At 66.7% G+C, this 21113-nt stretch carries 17 protein-coding genes; 8 read left to right on the top strand and 9 right to left on the bottom strand.

Annotated features, from left to right (window positions below):
- Positions 1-1208: 1208 nt before the first annotated feature.
- Positions 1209-1661, bottom strand: a complete 453-nt coding sequence (locus tag E1263_RS34745) for a DUF2269 family protein (RefSeq protein ID WP_132175276.1) — start codon at positions 1659-1661, stop codon at positions 1209-1211.
- Positions 1658-2353, bottom strand: a complete 696-nt coding sequence (locus E1263_RS34750) for a DJ-1/PfpI family protein (RefSeq protein WP_202869202.1) — start codon at positions 2351-2353, stop codon at positions 1658-1660. Before E1263_RS34750 ends, E1263_RS34745 begins: the two co-directional genes overlap by 4 nt.
- An 83-nt stretch (positions 2354-2436) precedes the next feature.
- Here E1263_RS34750 and E1263_RS34755 point away from each other — a divergent pair, with 83 nt between their 5' ends.
- Positions 2437-2901, top strand: a complete 465-nt coding sequence (locus tag E1263_RS34755) for a MarR family winged helix-turn-helix transcriptional regulator (RefSeq protein WP_202869203.1) — start codon at positions 2437-2439, stop codon at positions 2899-2901.
- On the opposite strand, the gene E1263_RS34760 is transcribed toward E1263_RS34755, so the two are convergent.
- The gene (locus E1263_RS34760) at positions 2856-6485 is read right to left on the bottom strand and encodes a family 78 glycoside hydrolase catalytic domain (RefSeq protein WP_238161823.1); all 3630 of its coding nucleotides are present in this window, start codon (positions 6483-6485) and stop codon (positions 2856-2858) included. The genes E1263_RS34755 and E1263_RS34760 overlap by 46 nt on opposite strands.
- 323 nt (positions 6486-6808) lie before the next feature.
- On the opposite strand from E1263_RS34760, the gene E1263_RS34765 reads away from it, so the two are divergent.
- The 4 genes from E1263_RS34765 (at position 6809) to E1263_RS34780 (ending at position 9383) form a co-directional block, all read left to right on the top strand.
- Complete coding sequence (locus E1263_RS34765; protein WP_132175280.1) at positions 6809-7303, top strand: SigE family RNA polymerase sigma factor; 495 nt, start codon at positions 6809-6811, stop codon at positions 7301-7303.
- A gap of 20 nt (positions 7304-7323) precedes the next feature.
- Entirely contained in the window at positions 7324-8058 is a 735-nt protein-coding gene (locus E1263_RS34770) for a hypothetical protein (protein ID WP_132175282.1), read from the top strand.
- Positions 8055-9119: a hypothetical protein gene (locus E1263_RS34775; RefSeq protein WP_132175284.1), complete on the top strand. Its 1065-nt coding sequence runs from the start codon at positions 8055-8057 to the stop codon at positions 9117-9119. The genes E1263_RS34770 and E1263_RS34775 overlap by 4 nt, the downstream gene beginning before the upstream one ends.
- 90 nt (positions 9120-9209) lie before the next feature.
- Positions 9210-9383 (top strand): CsbD family protein, encoded by a 174-nt coding sequence (locus E1263_RS34780; protein ID WP_132175286.1) that lies wholly within the window; start codon positions 9210-9212, stop codon positions 9381-9383.
- A 57-nt stretch (positions 9384-9440) separates the two neighbouring features.
- Here the strand turns inward: E1263_RS34780 and E1263_RS34785 are convergent, their stop codons facing one another.
- The 5 genes from E1263_RS34785 to E1263_RS34805 all read right to left on the bottom strand — a co-directional run bounded on the left by E1263_RS34785 (position 9441) and on the right by E1263_RS34805 (position 14335).
- Positions 9441-10088: an anti-sigma factor family protein gene (locus E1263_RS34785; RefSeq protein WP_132175288.1), complete on the bottom strand. Its 648-nt coding sequence runs from the start codon at positions 10086-10088 to the stop codon at positions 9441-9443.
- Positions 10085-10636 (bottom strand): sigma-70 family RNA polymerase sigma factor, encoded by a 552-nt coding sequence (locus tag E1263_RS34790; RefSeq protein ID WP_132175290.1) that lies wholly within the window; start codon positions 10634-10636, stop codon positions 10085-10087. The genes E1263_RS34785 and E1263_RS34790 overlap by 4 nt, the downstream gene beginning before the upstream one ends.
- 4 nt (positions 10637-10640) lie before the next feature.
- Positions 10641-11516: a DUF4394 domain-containing protein gene (locus E1263_RS34795; protein WP_132175292.1), complete on the bottom strand. Its 876-nt coding sequence runs from the start codon at positions 11514-11516 to the stop codon at positions 10641-10643.
- Positions 11517-11599: 83 nt separating this feature from the next.
- Entirely contained in the window at positions 11600-13168 is a 1569-nt protein-coding gene (locus tag E1263_RS34800; protein WP_132175294.1) for a molybdopterin-dependent oxidoreductase, read from the bottom strand.
- A 321-nt stretch (positions 13169-13489) separates the two neighbouring features.
- Positions 13490-14335 carry a LysR family transcriptional regulator gene (locus E1263_RS34805; RefSeq protein WP_132175296.1) on the bottom strand — a complete coding sequence of 282 codons (846 nt, stop codon included), beginning with the start codon at positions 14333-14335 and terminating at the stop codon, positions 13490-13492.
- An 82-nt stretch (positions 14336-14417) separates the two neighbouring features.
- Here E1263_RS34805 and E1263_RS34810 point away from each other — a divergent pair, with 82 nt between their 5' ends.
- Positions 14418-15284, top strand: a complete 867-nt coding sequence (locus E1263_RS34810) for an MBL fold metallo-hydrolase (RefSeq protein ID WP_132175308.1) — start codon at positions 14418-14420, stop codon at positions 15282-15284.
- On the opposite strand, the gene E1263_RS34815 is transcribed toward E1263_RS34810, so the two are convergent.
- Positions 15281-16957, bottom strand: a complete 1677-nt coding sequence (locus E1263_RS34815) for a right-handed parallel beta-helix repeat-containing protein (RefSeq protein WP_132175298.1) — start codon at positions 16955-16957, stop codon at positions 15281-15283. The two genes, E1263_RS34810 and E1263_RS34815, sit on opposite strands and share 4 nt — an antisense overlap.
- Positions 16958-17099: 142 nt before the next feature.
- On the opposite strand from E1263_RS34815, the gene E1263_RS34820 reads away from it, so the two are divergent.
- Positions 17100-19316 carry a right-handed parallel beta-helix repeat-containing protein gene (locus tag E1263_RS34820; protein ID WP_132175300.1) on the top strand — a complete coding sequence of 739 codons (2217 nt, stop codon included), beginning with the start codon at positions 17100-17102 and terminating at the stop codon, positions 19314-19316.
- A gap of 66 nt (positions 19317-19382) precedes the next feature.
- Complete coding sequence (locus E1263_RS34825; RefSeq protein WP_132175302.1) at positions 19383-20639, top strand: MFS transporter; 1257 nt, start codon at positions 19383-19385, stop codon at positions 20637-20639.
- The last annotated feature ends 474 nt before the right edge of the window (positions 20640-21113 follow it).

A 21113-nucleotide genomic window follows, 5' to 3' on the forward strand; every position in this document is an offset into this window, starting at 1 on the left:
ACCCCGCCCAACAGCGCCCCGGCAGCACGATCCGCCGCCGAAACCGCCGTACCTGCAGTCCGTCGTGCACGCCGCCCCCAGATCCAGCGCGTGGCGGACCAGCCCGGTGCGCCTCCGTCTCCCGTGCCGTCGCTAGCCGGACGGCGGCACCAGCAACTGCAGGTGGTCTCGATCCGCACCGCCGACTCAGACCCGGGAGCGCGACAGGCGGGCAGGAGCCGCCATACCTGCAGTGCTTCGTGCACACCGACCCCCAAATCCAGCGCGCGGCGGACCAGCCTGCCGCGCCGCCATTCCCACCAACGGCGGCAGCACTAACAACTGCAGGTACTCCCAGCCCGCGCGCCCGACACCAGCCCACAAACGCGACCCGCCGCCGACAACCGCCGTACGTGCAGTCCTTCGTGTACGGCGACCGCCTGCCGCACGCTCACCAAGCCACAAGATCGCGCCATCAGATGCCGTACCAACCCCACCAGCGCAGCAGCACTAGCAACTGCAGGTGGTCTAGCTCCGCGCGCCCGGCTCAGACCTGGGAGCGCGACAGGTCGGCAGGAGCCACCCCACCTGCAGTGCTTCGTGCACACCAACCCCCAAATCCAGCGCGCGGCGGACCAGCCGAGCGTGCCTCCATCCCCACCCAACGGGCAAGCACCAACAACTGCAGGTAGCCCAAACCCGCGCGCCCCGTGCCTGCCCGCCAGCGCATTCCGCGGTGGACGGCAGCCGTACCTGCAGTTCTTCGTGCACGCGGACCGGCTCAACAACCCGCGGGCCAGCGGGCAGCCGCAGACCGCGCCAGCCCGGCAGCACTAACAACTGCAGGTCCGCCTGCTCACCTTGCCCAGGGGCTGCCCCGGCAGCGCGAGCCTCCGCCGAGAACCGCCGTACCTGCAGTGCTTCATGCTGGCCAACCGGCTGATTCAGCACGCGGCGGGCGAGCCTGCTGCGCCTCCATCCCACCAATGGCGGCGAGCACTAGCAACTGCAGGTACTCCCGACGCGCCGCCGACAACCGCCGTACCTGCAGTCCTTCGTGCACGCCGACCCTCAGATCCAGTGCGCGGCGGACCAGTCGGCTGCGCCGCCATTCCCACCAACGGCGGCAGCACTAACAACTGCAGGTAGTCCAACCCGCGCGCCCGGCGGCAGCCCGCAAGCGCGAGCTGCCGCGGGCAATCGCCGTACCTGCAGTGCTTCGTGTGGGGTTAGGCGCCGGTGGTGGAGCCGGGGCGGACGATCATGAGGACGGTGACTGCGGCCCAGAGGAGGTTGAAAATGCCCGTGGACATGGCTAGGCGGGGGCCGGCTCGGGGGGCGAGGGTTTTGGTGGTGGTGAGGGTTTCGAGGATGGCTTTTTGTTGGGGTAGGACTACGAGAGCCAGTACGGCGGCGGCTGCGGCGGTGAGGATGATTGACGCGATCAGCCAGGGGCTGGTGAGGACGCCCATCACGTTGGCGGTGGTGAATCCGAGCAGGGGGACGGCGATGCCGACTAGGGCGTAGACGGTGCAGATCCGGTGGAGCAGGCGGACGGTGGAGATGTCCTCGCCCGTGGTTACGCGGCGGGCTACGGCGGGGAACATGCTGGCGGCGACCGCTACGGGGCCGACCGCGAGGATCGCCGCCAGGACGTGCAGGGTGAGCAGGACTTTGGTCATCGAGAAGCAGCTTTCCGGAGTCCGTCCCGGAGCGACTCGGCCGGGTCTAGGTTGAGTAGAGCCTGCATCCGCCGCATCGAATCTGCGGTCATCTCCGGCCCGGCCAGCGCGGGGCTACCGGTGCCGAAGGGCGGGTGCGGCGCGTATTCGAGGTCCAGTTCGGCTTCCCGCGCGGCCTGCTCGCCGCTGAGTTCGGCCAGCACGAGCAGCGCGGCCTCGTACGACGCCGACGCCGGACCGGCCGTCCACAGGTTGCCGTCCCGGACGACCTCACCGCCTTCGACCGGGATGGCGCCGAACGCCGACAGCAGCTCGATGATGTGGAAGTTCGTGGTCGCTCGGCGGCCGGCCAGCAGACCCGCCGTACCTGCGAGCAGCACACCGCCGCAGACCGCGATCACATGCTTGGCGCGGCTGGCGGCGTCTTTGAAGAACTCGATGACCTCCGGGTCCGTGACCACCTCGGGGGCGACGGCGCCGACGGCCAGTACGTCGAGTTCCTCGGGGCAATGGGCGAAGTCCGTGGTCGGCACGGTCGGGAACGTCGGCCAGCCGGTGACCGTTTCGCGGTTCTTCCACAGCAGGTGCAGTTCGGCTCCGGGCTGGACGCCGAGAACGGTCTGCGGTCCGACCACGTCGCAGACGGCGTAGCCGGGCGCGACGAGGATTCCGACGGTGAGTGCCTTCGACACGGTGGTCCTCCAGGGATGACGAGAAGTATCAGGCAGACTGTAAGCCAGACTGATGCATCATGCCAAGGCGGTAGGGTTCACGTATGGCGGGTGAAAGGACAGGCGGCGGATCCGTGGCGCTGATGATGGTGGCCGCTGGACGGGCGCTGACCCGGCGGGTGGAGGACGAGCTCGCGACCGTCGGCCTCACCTTGCGGCACTACGGCGCGCTGGCTCACCTCTCGCACCGCCCCGACCTGTCGTACTCCGACCTGGCTCGCCGCGCCGGGATCACCTCGCAGAGCATGCACGCGACCGTCCGGGCGCTCGAGGCGCAGGGCGCGGTGCAGCGCACCCTTCCGGGGCACGGGCACGCCGCCCGCCTCGAAGTCACCGAGCACGGGAAGCAGTTGCTGGCCGAGGCGAGCGCGGCCGCGGAGCGTCTCGATCAAGAGCTGTTCAGCGGTCTGAACGAGCAAGACCGAGACGCACTACGGGTTGGTCTGATGGCACTCGTTCCGGCTCAGGTCCGCGGGAGCGCCCAGACGTCGGACAGCGACGGGTCGTAGCCGGAGGCGGCCGCGTTGTGCTGGATGCGGACGCGGATGGTCGGATTGGTCAGCAGCGCCGGGTTGTCGACCAGGAACTGATAGGTGTCGAGCCCGCCCTTCGACCGGTTGTTCACGCGGTGATTGACCAGTACGCCGTTGATCCGCACCTCGTAGTCCTTCACCTGCGCCTGGTCGAAGGTTTCGACCAGGCGCATGACGAAGGGCTGGCCGGCCTGAATGCGAAGGTCGAACTCGAACCAGGAACCGGGGACCTGCAGACCTGAGTACCGGCGGGTGCGCCCGGCTTCGGTGCCGGTGCCCGAGGATGGCGCGGCGGTGAGGCCGTGTGCTGATTCAGAGGCCGCCGCACCGAGGTCGACATAATCGGTGGCACCCTCGACACCTCGGACAGCGAACACATAATTGCCCGCAGCAACAGTCACCGCCACCGTGTCGCCTTCATCCACGATGTTGCTCACGTACGGCGCGGACGCCAGCGCGCCACCGCCTTCGGTGATCAGACTCGGGTCCGACGCCGGAATCCGTACGACGGCTGTCGTGTTCCCCGGCACTGTCACGGCAAGCTTCAGACCGTCCGTGCCGACGCGATCCCAGCGGCTGGCGATCTCGCCGTACGGCGTTCTGTACTTGAAGTCGGCGAAGTTGATCCCAGGACCGGGTGCCGGCGCGATCACCGCCTTGCGATAGCCGGGCTCGGCGGCTGAAACGCCGGCCATCGTGCCGTACATCCATTGACCGACGGCGCCGTACGCGTAGTGGTTGAAGGAGTTCATACCGACGTCGTTGAAGGTTCCGTCGGGGTTGATCGAGTTCCAGCGCTCCCAGATCGTGGTGGCGCCCTTGCCGATCTCGTAGCCCCACGAGGGGTATTCGGTCCGCTGGAGGAGCATGTACGCGAGGTCCGTCCGCCCAACCTTCGTCAGCGCCGGTAGCAGTCCGTCGACACCGAGGAACCCGGTCTTCAGGTGCCCGGCCGACGCAACGTTATTGGCGAAATGGTTGCCAGCGGCCTCTACCTTGTCGGCCGGAATCAGATCGTTGGTGATGGCAAGGATGTAGTCGGTCTGATTGCCCTTGCTCACCCGACCATCAGCCGCAACAAACCTTGTCATGAAGGCGTTGCGGATATCGGAGTACAACCGCTGATAGCGATCCGCATCGGCGGTGCGACCAATCGCGGTCGCCATTTGACTGAGCTGGCGAGCACTCTTGGCGTAGAACGCTGTACCGATCAGGTTCGTATCGCTCGCCGAACTCTCCAAGCTCAGCCAGTCGTTGTAATCGCCGCCGGGACGAATGAATCCGGAAGCGCCGGTGGCCAGCGAATCGACGTACCGCTTCATCGAATCGAACTGCTCGCTGATGATCCCGGTGTCGCCGTACGCCTGCCAGAGTGTCCACGGCAGGTTCACGCCGGCGTCAGCCCAGCCGGAGTTGTTGTTGCCGCCGTCGAACTGTTCCGGGACTGTCGGCACGATGCTCGGATACGCGCCGTTGGTTCGCTGCTCGAGCCGCAGGTCGCGCAGCCACTTGCTCAGGAAAGCCTGCGAGTCCTGGTTGTAGACGGCGGTTCGCGCGAAGACATTGATGTCACCGGTCCAGCCCAGCCGCTCGTCGCGGGCCGGAGTGTCGGTCGGGATCGAGAGGAAGTTTCCGCGCTGGCCCCAGGTGATGTTGCTCTGCAGCTTGTTGACCAACGGCGAACTCGTCGTGAGCTGGCTGGTCCGTTCGGCGTCGGCGCCCAGCACGAGCCCCTTCAACGCACTGGCCGGCGGCGCCGCGGGCAGGCCCGCAATCTCGACGTACCGGAAGCCGTGGAAGGTGAATCGCGGCCGATAGGTCTCGGGTGAACTGCTCGCAAAGGTGTAGTAATCCGTGGCTCGCGCACTACGCAGGTTGGCGGTGTAGAAGTTGCCGTCCTTGTCTAGCACCTCGGCGAACCGCAGGCGCACAGTCAGCCCAGGCGTCCCGGTCAGCGTGATCTGCGGGACGCCGACCATGTTCTGCCCGAGGTCGTACAAGAACGTTCCCGGCACATTCGACGCAATGGCCGTGGCCGTCAACTGCTGTGTGACCCGCACCGGCTGATCCGTCTGCGGCACCAGCAACGCAGTCGCCGATGGCCGCACCTGGACTGGCTGCCAGCCGACCGCCGGATAGGCCGGCCTGTCCCAACCCGCCTGCGCCGCGCGGGCGTCGTACGTCTCGCCATGCAACAAAGACCCAGCCCGTACGGCGCCTGTGCTCGTCCGCCAACTTGAATCCGTGCCGAAGACATCCGTGCTGCCGTCGCTATACGTGACTCGCAGTTGCGCAGTCAGGGCGGTTCGGGTGCCGTAGCGATTCGGCGAAAACATACCGACGTGACCGCTGAACCAGCCACTGGCCAGTTCCGCGCCGATGGTATTCGCCGCACCGGTTCGGACCAACGAGGTCACGTCGTATGTCTGGGTCTGGATGCGCTGGCGGTAGTCCGTCCAGCCAGGGGCGAGCTCGTGGTCGCCGGCCTTCACCCCATTGATGCGCATCTCATAGATGCCTTGGGCGGCCGCGTGCAGCCGGGCGCGCACGACGGTCTTACCTGCGGGCAGCGAAATGTCCTTGCGGAACAAGGGATTCGCCGGGTTCGTCGGCCAGAGCTCCAAGTCAGTGCCCGAAGCACGCTTGACCAACAACCCACCAGCGGCGCGCACGTACCCCACCGGGAAGGTTTGATCGTAAGTAGGAAAGGCGCTGTCGATCAGCACGGTTCCCGCCGCGTTCGTCACCTTCAGCCGCTGGACGAGACCTTCCTCGTCACCATGGACACGGAAGCCCATCAGCCCGGCGGCATTGACGTCGGATCGATTCCGCTGATCAACCTGCTGCCCGTTGATCCATGTGGTGATCGTCTGACCAGACACGGTGATCCGCAGATTGTTGCGCGGCCGCAAGTCGGCAGCAACATCAACATCAGCCAGTACGACGTACGATCCGTCGGCCTGCCGAACGTGCGGCCGCAGCCGCATCCGCCCCTCGGTCGTATTCAGCTGCCACATGTACCGGCCGCGGAAGTAGACCCCGAGCGCATCCCGTTGCACGCTGACATCGGTGTCGATCGTGTAGTCGGTCCACTCCGGACCGACCGCGTCATCAGCGCCGACCCAGTCACCAGCCCAATCGGACGGCTGCAATGCGCCGGTCTCGAACTTCGCCGCCGGACTCCACGCGGACGCCGTACCGGTCTCGTCCCAGATGCGGACAGTCCAGTGATACGCCGAATAGCGGGCCAGCGCGGGACCGCCGTACGGGACGTCGACCGACTGGCTGGACGTGACCTGACCGCTGTTCCAGACATCTGGGGTTTGCAGCTTGTCGGCGGTCGACGCGACGTGGACCTCATAACGCTGCTGGCTCAGCCCACGCCGAGCCGCCGACAACTGCCAGCTGAGCCGCGGCGTACCGGACGCGATCGCGAGTGGTTCGCTCAGGTTGTTCGTCCGCAGGCTCGTCACCTGCGGATCGGCGGTCGGGCCGGCGGCTGCGGTGAGCGGCGTCGAGGTGAGCAAGAGAGCAGAGGCCAACAGAATCAGAGTGCGCACGATGATTCCCCAGTCGTCCGAGGCGGGTCCAAACCATGGCAGTCGCCGATACGCACGGTCAACGAATCTGACCGCTAGTGGCCTCAGAGGGCGTCTGGGAACTGCACGCCGTAGCGAGCAAGTGCTCGGTGCGGTAGCTCGGCGTGCTGGGGCGAAGGCCTCGATGTTTTTCCATCGTGGCCTTCGCCCCAGTGCGGCGAGGTGCCGTGCCGAGTGCTGCGCAGTAGGCGTGGAGTTCCCAGACGCCCTCTTAGTGGGAAGTAGTTTGCCGAGGCGGTGTGACGCGATGGGTGTCTCAATGCGTTGGTAGGGGTGTGACGGCGATGAGCTCTCCCGAGGTCGACTTCGAGGCGTTTGCGCGGGCGAACACGCATCAGCTCTATCGGACCGCGTGGTTGCTGACGGCGGACTCGTTTCACGCGGACGATCTGGTGCAGGAGACGCTCGGGAAGCTGTTCCCGGTGTGGGGGCGAGTGCGGCGGATGGAGAAGCCGGCCGCGTACGCGCAGACCGTGCTGACCCGAACCTTCATCTCGCAACGGCGTCGGCGGAGCTGGCACGAGCGGCCGACAGACGTCGTACCGGAGCAGGCGGTCTCAGATGACGATCACGAGTTGCGGCTCTTGGTGATGCAGGCGCTGGAGGGGTTGCCTGCACTGGATCGGGCGGTGTTGGTACTGCGGTTCTTCGAAGATCGCAGTGTCGAACAAGTGGCCGGCGATCTCGGCAAGAGCGCCGGAGCGATCAAGAACCGGACCGCGCGGGCGCTGGTTCGGGTGCGCGCTGTTCTTGGCGACGAGGCGGTCATCGCACTGTGAACATGCAGGAGAAGGAACCCATGGAGACAGACGACCGGCTGCCGGAATTGATGCGGCGCGCCACCGAGACCCTTGAGCCCCGCTACCCCGATCTCGTGGAGCGCGGGATCCGGAGAGGCGTCGTACGGCGACGTCGGCGACGGGTCCTGAGTGTCGTGGCTAGCGCGGCGGCCGTCGCGCTGACCGTCGGTGGAGTGGCGGTTGTCCAGGCGCAGATCGGGCCGCGCGCGAGCCTGCCGCCGATAGCCGGGCCGAGTACGCCCGCGGCCAAAACCTCGCCGACGAAACCGGTCCCGCTGCCACCGGCCAGTCCTGCCCAGACGTTGCGCACACTGAAGAAACTGCTGCCTGGGCTGCAGACCTCCGGCGCGAAGACCTGGGGCGACGACTTCATCGCTGCTGGCCTGTTCATCGACGACGGGCACGGCAAGGCCTGGCTCGAGATGGGCATCCAGACGGTCAAGTACGACCCGAACTGCACCGACCAGCCACCGAGCCAGAACTGCAAGGTCCGGCCGGACGGCACCTTCCTCAGGTCCTACCGAGGTGCCGAGGGCCGACTCGTCTACAACGCAGTGGTGCTCGAGTATCCGGACCGCCGCGCCATCAATCTGACCAGCACGAGCGGCACCGGCACGAAGGGCAGCCCGAGCCGCCCGGAACCGCCGCTGTCCATCGACCAACTCGTCGAGCTGGCCGACAACCAGGGCTGGAGTTTCCCGGCCGCCAACTACGGAAAGAACCTGAACCGATGAGCCTCCGCAAGACCATACTGACCGCCACCCTCGCCGCCGTCCTGATGGCGCCGACGCTGACCGCGCAGGCCGCACTGGCCTGGACGGTGACGCCCACGAAATCGCAGCCGTCGACCCTCGACGACATCGATGCTAAGGGCAACGAAACCTGGGCCGTCGGCAGCAATCTGATCGACTCCTATCAAGACACACGCCCCCTGGCGTTCCGCTGGAACGGCACGCGCTGGGTCGAGACACCGCAGCCGGTCCGCACGAACGCGACCCTCAGCGCCGTGGCCGTGGTCAGCGCGAAGGAGGTCTGGGCAGTCGGCGACGACCGCGCCAAGTCCAAGCCGCTGGCGATGCGCTGGAACGGTACGGCGTGGAGCGTCGTACCGGGACCGGCCGTGCCGACCGGAGCCTTCAGTGACGTGACGATCGCACCGGATGGAACGCCGTGGATCTCCGGCTGGGCGGACGTCGACGGTCGCGAGCGAGCCGTCGTCTACCGCTACGCCAAGGGTGCTTGGCAGCCACTGACCGCCGGGCTGGAGAACTCCATCAACGGCAACACCCTGACGGTGCTCTCGGCAACGAACGCCTGGCTGGGATTGAACGGCGGCATGGCCCATTTCGATGGGAAGACGTGGAAGCTGGTGGACGACGTACCGGCTGATGGTTCGCAGATCCCCACCAACCTGGTCGCGACCGGGCCGAAGGACATCTGGGCGTCCGGCGTCGCTCACACCTCGAAGGGTGAGCGGCCGCTCGTCCTGCACTACGACGGCAAGGCGTGGAGCCAGGTCGCTACTCCGCAGATCTTCGCCCAGCTCTACGACATCACGATCCACAACAAGCAGCCGATCGCGGTCGGCGAGAAGTTCACCGAGGCCGACAACATCATCACCGAGCACCCCTACGTGCTCACGCTGAAGAACGGCGCCTTCGTCGAAACCACCGCGCCAGCTCCTAAGGTCGGCACTCTGACCGGCGTCCGCTCGGCCGGCACTCGTCTGTGGACCGTCGGCGCCAAGCGCACCCCGGGCGCCGACCCGACCGCCTTGGCCGCCCGCGTCGGATAGCTGGTGAGCTTCGCCACAACCGATCGACCGTGACGTTCCCAGCGTTCGCCGTGTCTCTACGACGACATCCAAGCTTCGAAAGGGACGACGATGAGCTTCGTGGACAAGGCCAAGAACGCCGCTGAGGACCTGGCCGGTAAGGCCAAGGAGGCCGTCGGCAAGGTGACCGGCGACGACACCCTCGAGGCCGAGGGCAAGGTCGACCAGTCGAAGGCCGACCTCAAGGGCGCCGGCGAGAAGGTCAAGGACGCCTTCAAGAACTGACAGTTCAGTAAGAACTAGATGCTTGACGAAAAGGGGGAGTGCAGCAGCACTCCCCCTTCAGACCTGTCCGCGCAGAATGACCTGATCAGTCTCGTCGAGGACCTCGAACGAGCGCGCGTCAGCCCGCAGAACAGCCGAGTTCAGGTTGCACGACATCTGCTTGGCACCGGTCCCGATGAACTCGCCCGCGGGAGCAACCTTGCCCTGCCCGTCGAGCACCACCACGTGGTACTTCTTGCCCGGCGCGAACCCCGTGCCCACCAGCTTGATCTCCATCCCCCACGTGTGCGGGACAACATCCGCCGTCGACCGAACCCCGGCAGCGACCGCAGTCACCTGCACGGATTCCAACGGAATCTTCGGCGGATCAGGCGCAACGGCATAGCCGATCCCCGCTCCACCGATCAGCAAAACAGCAGCCGCAGCGGCCAACCACCATCGCCCGGTACGGCGTGGCTCCGCCTTGATCGCCCCGAGAATCGACCCTTCGAGCCAGGCCGGCGGGGCTCCCGGATCCTGATCGAGCCGAGCGGGATCCACCAGCTTGAGCGGCGCAGCCAACGGCAGGATCTCCGCAAGCTCGGCCCGGCAATCGGCACAGCCATCGAGATGGGCCTGGACCGCGGTTCGCTCCCCCGGGCTCAACTGATCCAGGGCAAAGGCACCCAGCGATTCCCGGAGCCGCCGGTGATCTTCGATGTTCACAGCTCCACTCCCATCTCGTCCATCGCCAGTCGCAACGCCTTCAGGCCGTAAAACACCCGGCTCCGCAACGTACCGACCGGAACCCCCTGCTCGGCCGCAACCTCGTCGTACGGGCGTCCGCGCAGATAGGTCTCGACCAGCGCCGAGCGGGCTTCGGGTCTGATCCGCTGCAGCGCTTCCTCCACGAGCCAACTCAGTACGGCGGTCTCATCCGTACTCTCGGTGATCGGTCCGAGCTCGGTGAGCAGCTCCGGTGGTTGCGGAGTGACCGGCCGAGCCGCCCGCCGCCGCGACTCGTCGACGACCAGATTCCGGGCGATCGCGAACAGCCAGACCCGCAGGCTGGCCAGCGACGGATCGAACCGGTCCGCCGCCCGCCAGGCCCGAACGAAGGTCTCCTGGACGACATCGGTGGCAGCGCCTTCGTCGTCCAACTGCCGCAGGGCGAACCGATAGAGCTCGGCGCCATGTTCGGCGTACGCCGCGCGGACGCCGTCATCCCGGCTGAGGTCGTGCTCGGTCCGCAGACGGCGCGGCGGCGTCGGCATCAGCTCAGCGAGCGGCGTAAGCGAGGCCGACGACCTCGCCCAGCCCAAGAGCCAGCAGCGGCGTGGTCCGCCCGGTCCGCAGGTCGACACGGACCAGCTTCGAACCGCTGAACAACCCATGCTCACCCTGTACGGCGGCAATCGCGGCGTAATCACGAGCGTCGTACGACCCGGCGGTGCGGCCCTTGCCGGTGATGTCGAAACCGTTCACCGCCGAGATGCCCGTGCCGAGTCGGCCGACGGTGAACAGCTGGCCGGTATTCGGGGACACGGCAGGCGTCGTACCGGGTAGTGATCCTTGGGTGACCAGCGTGTCTCGTTGTGCGTCGAGCGCGTAGAGACCGGTGGTCGTCGCGCCGGCGAAGCTGTCCGTGTACGCCGCGGCTGCGACCTTCGGCGCGGATCCGCCGGACGGGTAGGCGAGGTTGACGTCGGTGCCCGCGACAGCGCCGGTGTCGGGGTGCAGGCGCAGGTTGCGGCCGTTGCTTGCGACAACCCGGATCCGGTCGACCGTCGGGTTGAAGTCGAAACCGACCTTGCTGCCGACCGGAGTGGTCGCCGTACCGACTGTTGTGGCTCGGCCGGTCTTGACGTTCAGCGTGTAGAGCTGGCCGGACGTGGCGATCGCGTAGAGCTGACCGGTGGCGGGGCGTACGTCGATCCCGGCCAGGCGATCCTTGGCGTTGAGGCCGCGCACCTTGACCCGGTGCTCGGCCAGCAACGGGCGCTGCGAGTCGCGAATACTCAACGTGCCATTGCTTTCCAGCACATACACGTCCAGTGCGGCCTTGTGATTAGTTGCCGAAGCCATCGGTACGGCGGTCAGGCCGGTGGCGAACATGGTGCCCAAGGCAACGGCAGTGGCCAACGATCTCTTCATCACGAGCTCCTCGAATCCGGGGGGATGACGGGAGTGAGTACGCCGGTCGAGGAGCTCGCGTTCACGGTTTGCCGAAGTTTCTTTTATTCAACGGAGAAAACGACGTCGTGCAGGCCGGAGGAACCGTTTGGGCGGGGTGCGGCCAGCTCGGTGGTTTGGAGTTCGCCCTTGCCGTCGGTGGCGCGGACCGTGAGGCGGTGCATGCCGGGGGTTGCGTCCCACTTGAAGGTCCACTGGCGCCAGGTGTCGATGGTGTCCTCGGCGGCGAGTTTCGCGGGCTGCCATTCGCCCTCGTCGACGCGGACCTCGACCTTCTTGATGCCACGCCGCTGTGCCCAGGCGACACCGGCGGCGACGGCAGGGCCGGCCTTGAGGGTTGCGAAACCCTTCGGGACCTCGATGCGGGAGGCGGTCTTGATCGGGGCCTCGGCGGCCCAGCCGCGGTCGGTCCAGTAGGCGCTGAAGTCCTGGAAGCGGGTGACCTCGAAGTCGACGAGCCACTTGGTGGCCGACACGTAGCCGTACAGGCCCGGGACGACCATGCGGACCGGGAAACCGTGCTCGAACGGGAGCGGTTCGCCGTTCATCGCGACGGCGAGGATCGCGTCCCGACCGTCGGTGAGCGCGGAGATCGGCGTACCGATGGTCAGTCCGTCGACGCTCGTCGACTTCACGGCGTCGGCTCCGGACTTCACACCGGCTTCGGCCAGCAGGTCCTTGATCGGAACGCCGATCCAGCGGGCGTTGCCGACGTACGGGCCGCCGATTTCGTTGGAGACGCAGGTGAGGGTGATGTCGCGCTCGATCAGGCGACGGTCGACGAGATCGGCGAGGTTGAGGCGCAGTTCCTTGTCGACCATGCCGTGGATGCGCAGCTCCCACTTGTCGGGGTCGATGCGCGGCACTTCGAGGAGGGTGTCGACGCGGTAGAACTTCGGGTTCGGGGTGACGAAGTTGCTGATGCCCGGTACGTCGACCTGCACCCCAGCCGGTACGGCGGCCGCCCGGTCGGCCGGAATCGGCACCTTGAACTTGTCCCGCAGCGCGGCACCGGCGCGAACCGGCAGCACCTTGGTCGCCGACCATGCCGCCCCGCCGGCAACCGCCAGCGCGGACACGGTGATGAGGAAGCGCCGCCGGTCGAATCCCTCCGGCTGCTCCTTCTCGCGCGGGGTGGGCGATTCGAGGAGCAGGTTGGGCTTGAACGCCTGGGTGACCAGGAACATCCCGACGACGGCAACAATCAGCGTCGCGATCGACGGCAGCACGCGGTCGATCACGCTGGTCGCGGCTGAGCGGCTGAAGATCGCGAACGCAAGGCCGACCAGGCCCAGACCCGCCGCAATACCGACCGCGATCTGCTGCGGTCGGCGACCGCCGCGGCTGGCGATGAACCCCGCCAGACCCGCAATCACGGTCAGCGTCACACAGATGCCGAGCCGCAGAAGCGGTCGATCGTTCGTGCCGAGCTCGCGGACGGCCCAGTCCTTCACCGGCCCCGGAGCCATGTCGATGACCTGCACTCCGACCGCATCCACCGGCCAGGGACCGCCGGTGATGGCTGCGACCAGATACCCGATCGCGAGCGCGGCTCCGGCCGCCAGAACTCCGCCGAGCACTCCGGCTGGTCGTCGTACTGATCTCGTCGCCATGCCCCTCCTTCGGAGCCGACGCCGCCGCGGATGGGTCGGAAACTCGTACCCATCCGGGCCTGGCCCCGCCCCGAATTGGTAGCCGTGAGCAACAAACTGCTCGCGTCGCTTCCAGCTTCGAGTCCAGACCCGTCATGCGGACCCGTCGGCGATTCACCCTCTCGAAGGAGAAGCACATGTACCACTCCGGCCTGAACATCGTCATCGGCCTCTACGTCGAGATCAGCTCGCGCTACAGCGGCCACGGTCACGGCAACTGGAGCCACGGCCTCCTGGGCCTGTTCAACTGATCTGAGCACCCCCACGGCGCCTTCCCCGGATCTACTCGGGGGAGGCGCCGTATGCCGTTCTGGCCAGCTGGACGAAGGTTTGGATCAGGGGGTTCGGGTCGGCCCACGCGGCGACCACCGGGCTCGGCGGCAGGTCCTCGACCGGTACGACGACCAGCTCGGCGGACAGGTGATGGCCGAGCGGGGCCAGGCCGATTGTGCCGTTCCAGAGAACTGCTTGCAGGCACTCCTGGACGGCTCGGACGATAGGTCCCTCGCGCGGCTCACCGGCGTTCCAAAAGGATTGCCAGAGCGGGTCGGTCCCAGGCGGGAACTGGAACCACGGGCGATCAGCCAGGTCGGCCAGTTTGAGCTGTTCACGCGACGCCAGCGGATCGTCAACCCGCAGTACGGCGCCCAGCGGGTCGCTGCGGAGTTCGTGCAACTGGAGGCCGGATCGGTCGAAGGGTGCGCGCGTGATGGCAACGTCGACCAAGCCGGACCGAAGCCCGCAGGTCGGGTCGGTGAGGTCGGCCTCGCGGATGGTGATCGTGACGTTGGGGTGCAGCCGGCGATAGCTGTCGGCGAGGCGGGCGATGCCGGGATCGGTGCTGTCGGCGAGGATTCCGACCGTCAGACTGGCCGCTGCGGTGACGCGGGCACGGACCTGCTCGGACTGCGCCAGAAGGTTGCGCGCCTCGGTCAACAGCGTCGCCCCGGCCGCGGTGAGCGACACCCCGGCGGCGGAGCGATTCAGGAGCGTCGTACCGAGGTCTGCTTCGAGTTGGCGGATCGCGCGGCTGAGCGGCGGCTGGCTCATGTGCAGGCGGCTCGCGGCGCGGCCGAAGTGCAGCTCTTCGGCGACCGCCACGAAGTAGCGCAGCGTTCGCAGGTCCATGACCAGCGATGATACCCAGCGGGTATCGGCGCTGCGGAAGAAGTCTTGGACGGTGCGCTGCTCCCGGACCGACGCTGTCGGTATGACAACAGTCGACACGTCCACCGTTCAGGAACTCGCGCGGGACCTGGTGGTGATCCCCAACCAGGACGTCGGGCTCGTCCCGAACATCGGCCTGATCGGCGGCTCCGAAGCCGTCCTCGTCGTCGACACCGGGCTCGGGCCGCGGAACGCCGAGATGGTGCTGAAGTTCGCCACCTCGTACGCCGCGGGTCGGCGGCTGTACCTGACATCGACCCACTTCCACCCGGAACACGCTTTTGGCGCAGCCGCCTTCGCGGGCGAGGCGACGTACCTGGTCAACTCTGCCCAGGCGACCGATCTGGCCGAGAAGGGCGCGGGATATCTCGCGATGTTCCGCGACCTCGGTACGCCGGTTGCTCGCGAGCTGGAAGGTGTCGAGCTGCCGACGCCCGATGTGGTCTACGACGCTGCCCACTCGCTCGACCTCGGGGGTCGGGTTGTCGAGCTGCAGGCGACCGGACGGGCACACAGTCGTGGCGACCAGATCATCACGGTGCCGGATTCCTCGGTCATGTTCACCGGCGATCTCGTCGAGACCGGTCAGTTCGCGATCTTCCCGTGGTTCCCACCGCACGACACAGACGTCTCCGGGGTGCGCTGGATCAAGGTCATGGAACGCTTGTACGGCGAGAATCCGGCGATCGTGGTGCCAGGGCACGGCTCGGTCGGCGATGCGCGGTTGCTCGCTGACGTCCGCGACTACCTGACCGAGTTGCGCGACGAAACCTGGGTACGCCGGGATTCCGCCGTACCGGAGGAGACGATCGCCGAGGAGGTCCGGGCGCTCCTGATCGAGCGGCACCCGGACTGGCGGCTCCCTGAATGGATCGACCGGGGCGTCGGCTGCTTCTGCTCGGAGTACTAGTCGACGGTCACTTCGGAGCAGGCTGTGAAGCGGAAGCTGTCGTCGGTGATCTCGCCCTGGACGTGGTTGTTGCGAATGGACAGGTTCCGGACGCTCTTGGCCTCGACCAGCAGGCCGCCTTCGAAGGTGTTGTCCTCGATCCGGATGTTCTCGTGAACCGGGGTCGCCGCGTCGACGACTGTGTTCTCCGGGTTGATCAGGATGCTGGCGTGGCCCGCGGCGGGCCGACGGAAGGTGTTGCGGCGGATCGTCAGGTCGCGGACCGGGCCGGACTCGAACCAGCCCGAGGCGTCGGCGGTGATCAGGATCGCGGACATGTCCAGGCCGTCGAAGACGTTGTCCTCGATGACGGCCTTCCGGCGCGTGGAGACCAGGGCTCCGCGGGTGGGGATGTTGCGGAAGGTGTTTCCGGCAATGTGAACCGACGGCGTGAAGGTGATGTTCTCGACCGCGAACGCGCCCGCTACAACTTCGGCCGGCACGTCGCGGTCGATGGTGACACTCATCGTCGTGAGGGAGTTGGAGTCCCGCCCGGTTGGTCCGGTCACCGCCGTCACCATGGCCTGGCCGACTGCGCGCAGGCTTGTGCAATGAGTGATCTCGAGCTCGTCACCGACGGCGAACTGCGGGAAGCCGGCCGTCTCGTTGTGGGCATAGCGAAGGTGCAGTGTGCGCCCATCGACCGAGGCAATCGGAAGGTATGTCCCGTGAATGTTGATCGCGTCGTCGTGCGCGCCGTCGAAGGTGTTGCCGGTGATCGTCACGCTGCCCTTGATGCCTGACATCTGGACGAAGTCCGCGAACGCCGCTGCGATCCGGCCGGTGGACCGGTCGGCAACGAACTCGTTGCCCGAAACAACGATATTCTCGCTGAACTGGCCGAGGATGCCGAAACCGTGGAGATACCGCGCCTTCAGATCGGTGACCGCGACATCCTTCGACTGCCAGATGAATCCGGCCGCTGTGTCCCGGGTGACCTCGCGCAACGAGTAGACCAATCCGAGCCCGTCCGGTGTCACCTCGTCGCGGTAGTCGATCCGCAACCACCGGTCGCCGAGATCGGTCACCGACACGACGTTCTGGAACAACCACGCCGGGCGACGGCTCGCCAGACCCGCCACGGGGTCGAACACCTGCTGGCCGTTGGAGAGTTGATCCGACGAATGCCGCCAGTACGGCTGACCGTCGTACGGGCTGGGCTCGGTCTGGAACGACACTTGACCGTTCTCGACGACGTACGGACTGCCTGGCGGGACGGACACGATGCGGTAGCCCGGGCCGGTCTCGACGACGGTCAGGTCGATGATCCGGGGAGCCGAGTGGTCGAATGCGAAGTTTGTCAGGGTCACCCGGCTGGATCCGATGACGGCGAACAGACCGAGCTGACCATGCAACTGGAAATGCGATCCCTGGCCGTCGATGGTCAGGTCGTCGAGGTCTTCGAGGTAGAGCGCGAACCGCTTGAAGCGAACCGCCGGATCGGCGCCGGCCGTGTTCGAGAGGTATAGCTCGTGCGCGGCCGCCAGGTCTGGATAGAACTGATAAGTGCCTTGCGGGAAGACCACTTTCTTCAATCCCGGCAGGCGTTTCGCGGCCTCGAGCGCCGCGGCCACCGCCGCCGTACTGTCGGCGGCTCCTGAGTTGTCCGCCCCGAACTCCGTCACATCAAGCACGCTTGATCATACATCATATAGGAAACTATCGGCAGGAAGCGGACAAAGGGTGCCCAGGTCATCTCCTGGTCAGGGAGATTTCAGGGGACTACGGGACGGTGGCTGTCCCTGCGGCTAACGCCCACAACCGCGAAGGAATCCGATGAAAAGAAGGAAAGTGGCCGGTCTCTCGATCGCCGGCCTGATGGTTCTTGGTCTACCACTCGCCATTGCCAACTCGGCCGATGCCGCTGGCCGCACCCTGACGGTGGCCAAGTCGGGAGGGCAGTACAGCACCATCCAGGCCGCGGCCAACGCGTCGCAGCCGGGTGACACGATCCTGATCTCAGCAGGGACCTATCAAGAGTCCCTGAAGCCGAAGAGCGGCGCGTCGGGGCAGGAGATCACCTACCAGGCCGCGCCCGGAGCCCGCGTCGTACTGGATGGCAACAAGTCGCTGAAGTCGGGAAATGGTCTGCTCAACCTCGACGGGAAATCGTGGCTGAAGTTCGACGGGATCGCGGTGACGAAGTCGCCGACGCACGGCGTCTACGGCTCCGAGGTCAGCCACATCACCTTCACCAGGTGTGAGGTGTCGTCGTCGTCCAACGGCGGCCTGGTGCTGCTGAGCGGAAGCGACCTGGTCGTCGACGGCTGCGACATCCACCACAACAACGACAAGGGCACCAGCGCCGACAACGAGGCAATCTCGATCGGTTGGAGCACCCGGTTCGTCGTCAAGAACAACTACGTGCACGACAACGGCGAGGAGGGGATCGACGCCAAGTACAACGACAACGCGGCCGGCCTGATCCTCAACAACGTCGTCGCCAACAACCGCGGGCCGAACATCTACGTCGACTCCTCGTCCGGGGTCGAGGTGAACGGCAACACGTCGTACGGGGCCAAGGAGTCGACGAAGGCCGGGATCGCGGTCGCCGTCGAGGACTACTCGGAGTCGCGGAAAGCGCAGAACATCAAGATCCTGAACAACGTCTCCGCCAAGAACGCGGGCGGCGGCATCTCGTTCTGGAAGGAGAGCAGCGGAACGATCTCGGGCATCTCGATCATCAACAACACCCTCGCGAACAACCCCAAACCCGGCATCGTCGGTGCCTCGGAGGTCTCCGGCTCGGGCAACGTCGTACGGAACACGATCTTCGCCGCCAACTCGACCGGGATCGGCGGACCGTTCTCGTCCGAGAAGAACCTGACCAGTGACCCCGGCTTCGTGGACCCGTCCAACGGCGACTACAAGCTCAAGGCCACGGCGACCGCGGCGATCGATGCGGGCAGCGCGACGAATGCCCCGCCGACCGACCGGGACGGTGGCGCTCGACCAGTCGGCAACGGCTTCGACATCGGCGCCTACGAGTACGGCAGCACCGGGCCGACGCCGACCCCAACTCCCACACCGACCCCGCCGACCGGCGACTGGGACCCGCGGCAGCCCGGCCCGAACGAACTGTTCACCGGCGCCGACGGCTCGGCGAACTACTTCCGGTCCGAGATCGGCGCCAACCCGCGCCTGGACTCGAACTCGGCGGCGATCGTCAACAGCATCGGCAGCAACACCCCGAAGCTGAACGGTCCGGACTGGCAGATCACCGTCTTCACCGCCAGCAACTCCGACCCGGTCTACCACCCGGAGTTCAGCGAGGACTGGGGTTGCTCGGTCGGCGACGGTATCCACATCCCCGACAACGCGACCCGCGAACTCCCGGGTGTCGAGGACGATGACAACGCCGACTCGTGGATCGTCGTCTACAACAAGGACGACAAGACGGTGAAGTCGATCTGGGGCGCCACCAAGGCCGGCGGCACCTGGAAGGGCTACTGCGGCGGAACGTGGCCGGCCGCCAGCGGCGGCGGTACCGAGTCGAAGATCTCCGGTGTCGGCACCGGGGCCGAAGTACAGGCCGGAGCCGGCTTCATCCTGAACAGCGAAATCGCCACCGGCGCCATCAACCACGCCCTCTACTTCACCTCCACCAAGAGCTGCGGCAACTTCCGCAAGCCCGCCGGCAAATCCGACGGCCACACCTCCGGCTCCTCCTGCGTCCCGATGGGCGCCCGCCTCCAACTCGACCCGTCCGTCAACTGCGCCGGACTGTCCGGAGCCTCGGCCGGCGAGAAGATGATCTGCGTGACCATGCAGAAGTACGGCGGCTACGTCCTCGACAGCGGCGGCCCCGGCCCCATCAGCGGCATCGGCGTAGCCGGTGACGACCTCACCGACCCCAACCGCTCCCCCTGGCAGACGCCAGGCAACGGCATGCGCTCCGGCGGCGTCCTCGACAAGGCAGGCCTAGGCGCCGGCCCGCTCAGCCACATCCCCTGGAACAAACTCCGAGTCCTAGCAACCTGGAACGGCCAGTAATCCAGTAGTCAGCGGCGGCACCCGCAGCCATACTCGAGGCTCAACAGAGCCAAGGAGAGGCCGCGGGTGTCGCAGTCCGGGGTCGTTCCGTTGCGGCGGAATCGGCCGTTTGCGTTCTTCTGGAGTGCTCAGTTGCTCTCCAATGCGGGAACGCAGGTCAGTGAGCTCGCGATTCCGCTGATCGCCGTCATCGCCCTGTCTGCTGGTCCGACGGAGATGGGTGCGCTGACCGCGCTCGAGTCGCTGCCGAGCTTGTTGCTGGCGGTCTTTCTCGGCGTGTACGTCGATCGGCTTCGGCGCGGGCGGTTGTTGTTCTGGGCCAATATCGGCCAGGGAGTCCTGATCGGGACCGTGCCGTTGGCGGCGGCCTTCGGGGTGCTCACGATGGGGCAGCTCTACCTGGTGACGTTTGCGGTGGGAACGCTCGCACTGGCCTATGGGCTTGCGCACAACGCCTACGTTCCAGTGCTCGTCACCGACCGACGACAACTGACGGCCGCGAACAGCAGCATCGCCCTCACCGACTCGGTCACCGCAGTCGCCGGCCCGGGTCTGGGCGGCGTACTGGTTCAGTTGCTGACGGCACCCATTGCGATCGCGGTCGACGCCGCCTCGTTCTTCGTCGCCGCAGCACTACAGGCCGCCGGCCGAGGTCCCGACCCAGCGCCGGTCACCGAAAAGACCCACCTCAGACTGTCAATCAAGGAAGGGTTCGCAGCCTTCCGGCAGCAGCCCGGCATCGTCGCCATCACCCTCGGCAAGGGGAGTTTCGACTTCTTCCACTGGGGCGTCCTCGCCCTCTACATCCTGTACGCCGTCCGCGAGCTCGGCCTGTCTCCGGCCGCCATCGGCCTCATCGCCGTACTCGGCTCGATCGGCCCGTTGCTGGCTGGAGTGATCACCACGCCGATCAGCCGCCGCTTCGGCACCACCTGGACCACAGTCATCGCAGCAATCCTGCTCGGCGGCGAACTCCTCATCCCCTTCGCCACCGGCCCGAAGCCCCTCGTACTTGCGATGATCGGCCTAGGGCAGTTGTCGCTGGGTCTTGGCGTGGTTTACCTGATCATCATCCGCGCCACCATGCTGCAGCACACCGTCGATCCCGGCCTGCTCGGCCGCGTCGGCTCCGTCATCCGCCTGATCGAATGGGGCCCGGGCCCCCTCGGCGGCCTGACCGGCGGCTTCCTCGGCTCAGCCCTCGGCCTCCGCCCGGCGCTCATCCTGATGGCCGCCGGCACCCTCACCGCCGTCCCCTGGATCGCCGTTGCCGCCGCCCGCGGCCACCTGCACACCAATCGTCACAAGGACAGACATCCCTGAAGCTAATGGCCGCTGCGGTCGGTCGGTTTGCGGACGTGGATTTGGCATCCGTTACTGGAGTTGGGGAGTGCTACCTGCCGAATCAGGTGGGGTAGCGCTCCCCAGCCCAGCCGGTGTTCATCACCGGCCGGCGCACCCCCTCAGCCCAGCCAGCCGGTTTCCGCACGACCCCGGCAGGCGCCTTGAGCACGGTTCAGTCACGGATCGGGCCTGAAAACGACTGATGGGTGCTCAAGGGTGGTCGGGTGTGCGGCCTTGAGCACGGTTCAGGCGTTTCGAGGGGTGTCTGGTGACTGATCGGTGCTCAAAGGGGCGGCTGGCGTCTCGGAGCCCATAAAGACGTAGACATCTACGTACAGCACCACGCCAGCCTGGAGCAGATGCGCCGGGCGGAAAATCGGACGACACGTCGTGCGGCCAAAGGGGGCAGAGGCCGGCCGGGCGGGGCGGGTGCCCGGCCGACCTCTGCTGGGG

Origin of the sequence: Kribbella antibiotica (assembly GCF_004349055.1) — a bacterium.
In the GTDB taxonomy this organism is placed as follows: domain Bacteria; phylum Actinomycetota; class Actinomycetes; order Propionibacteriales; family Kribbellaceae; genus Kribbella; species Kribbella antibiotica.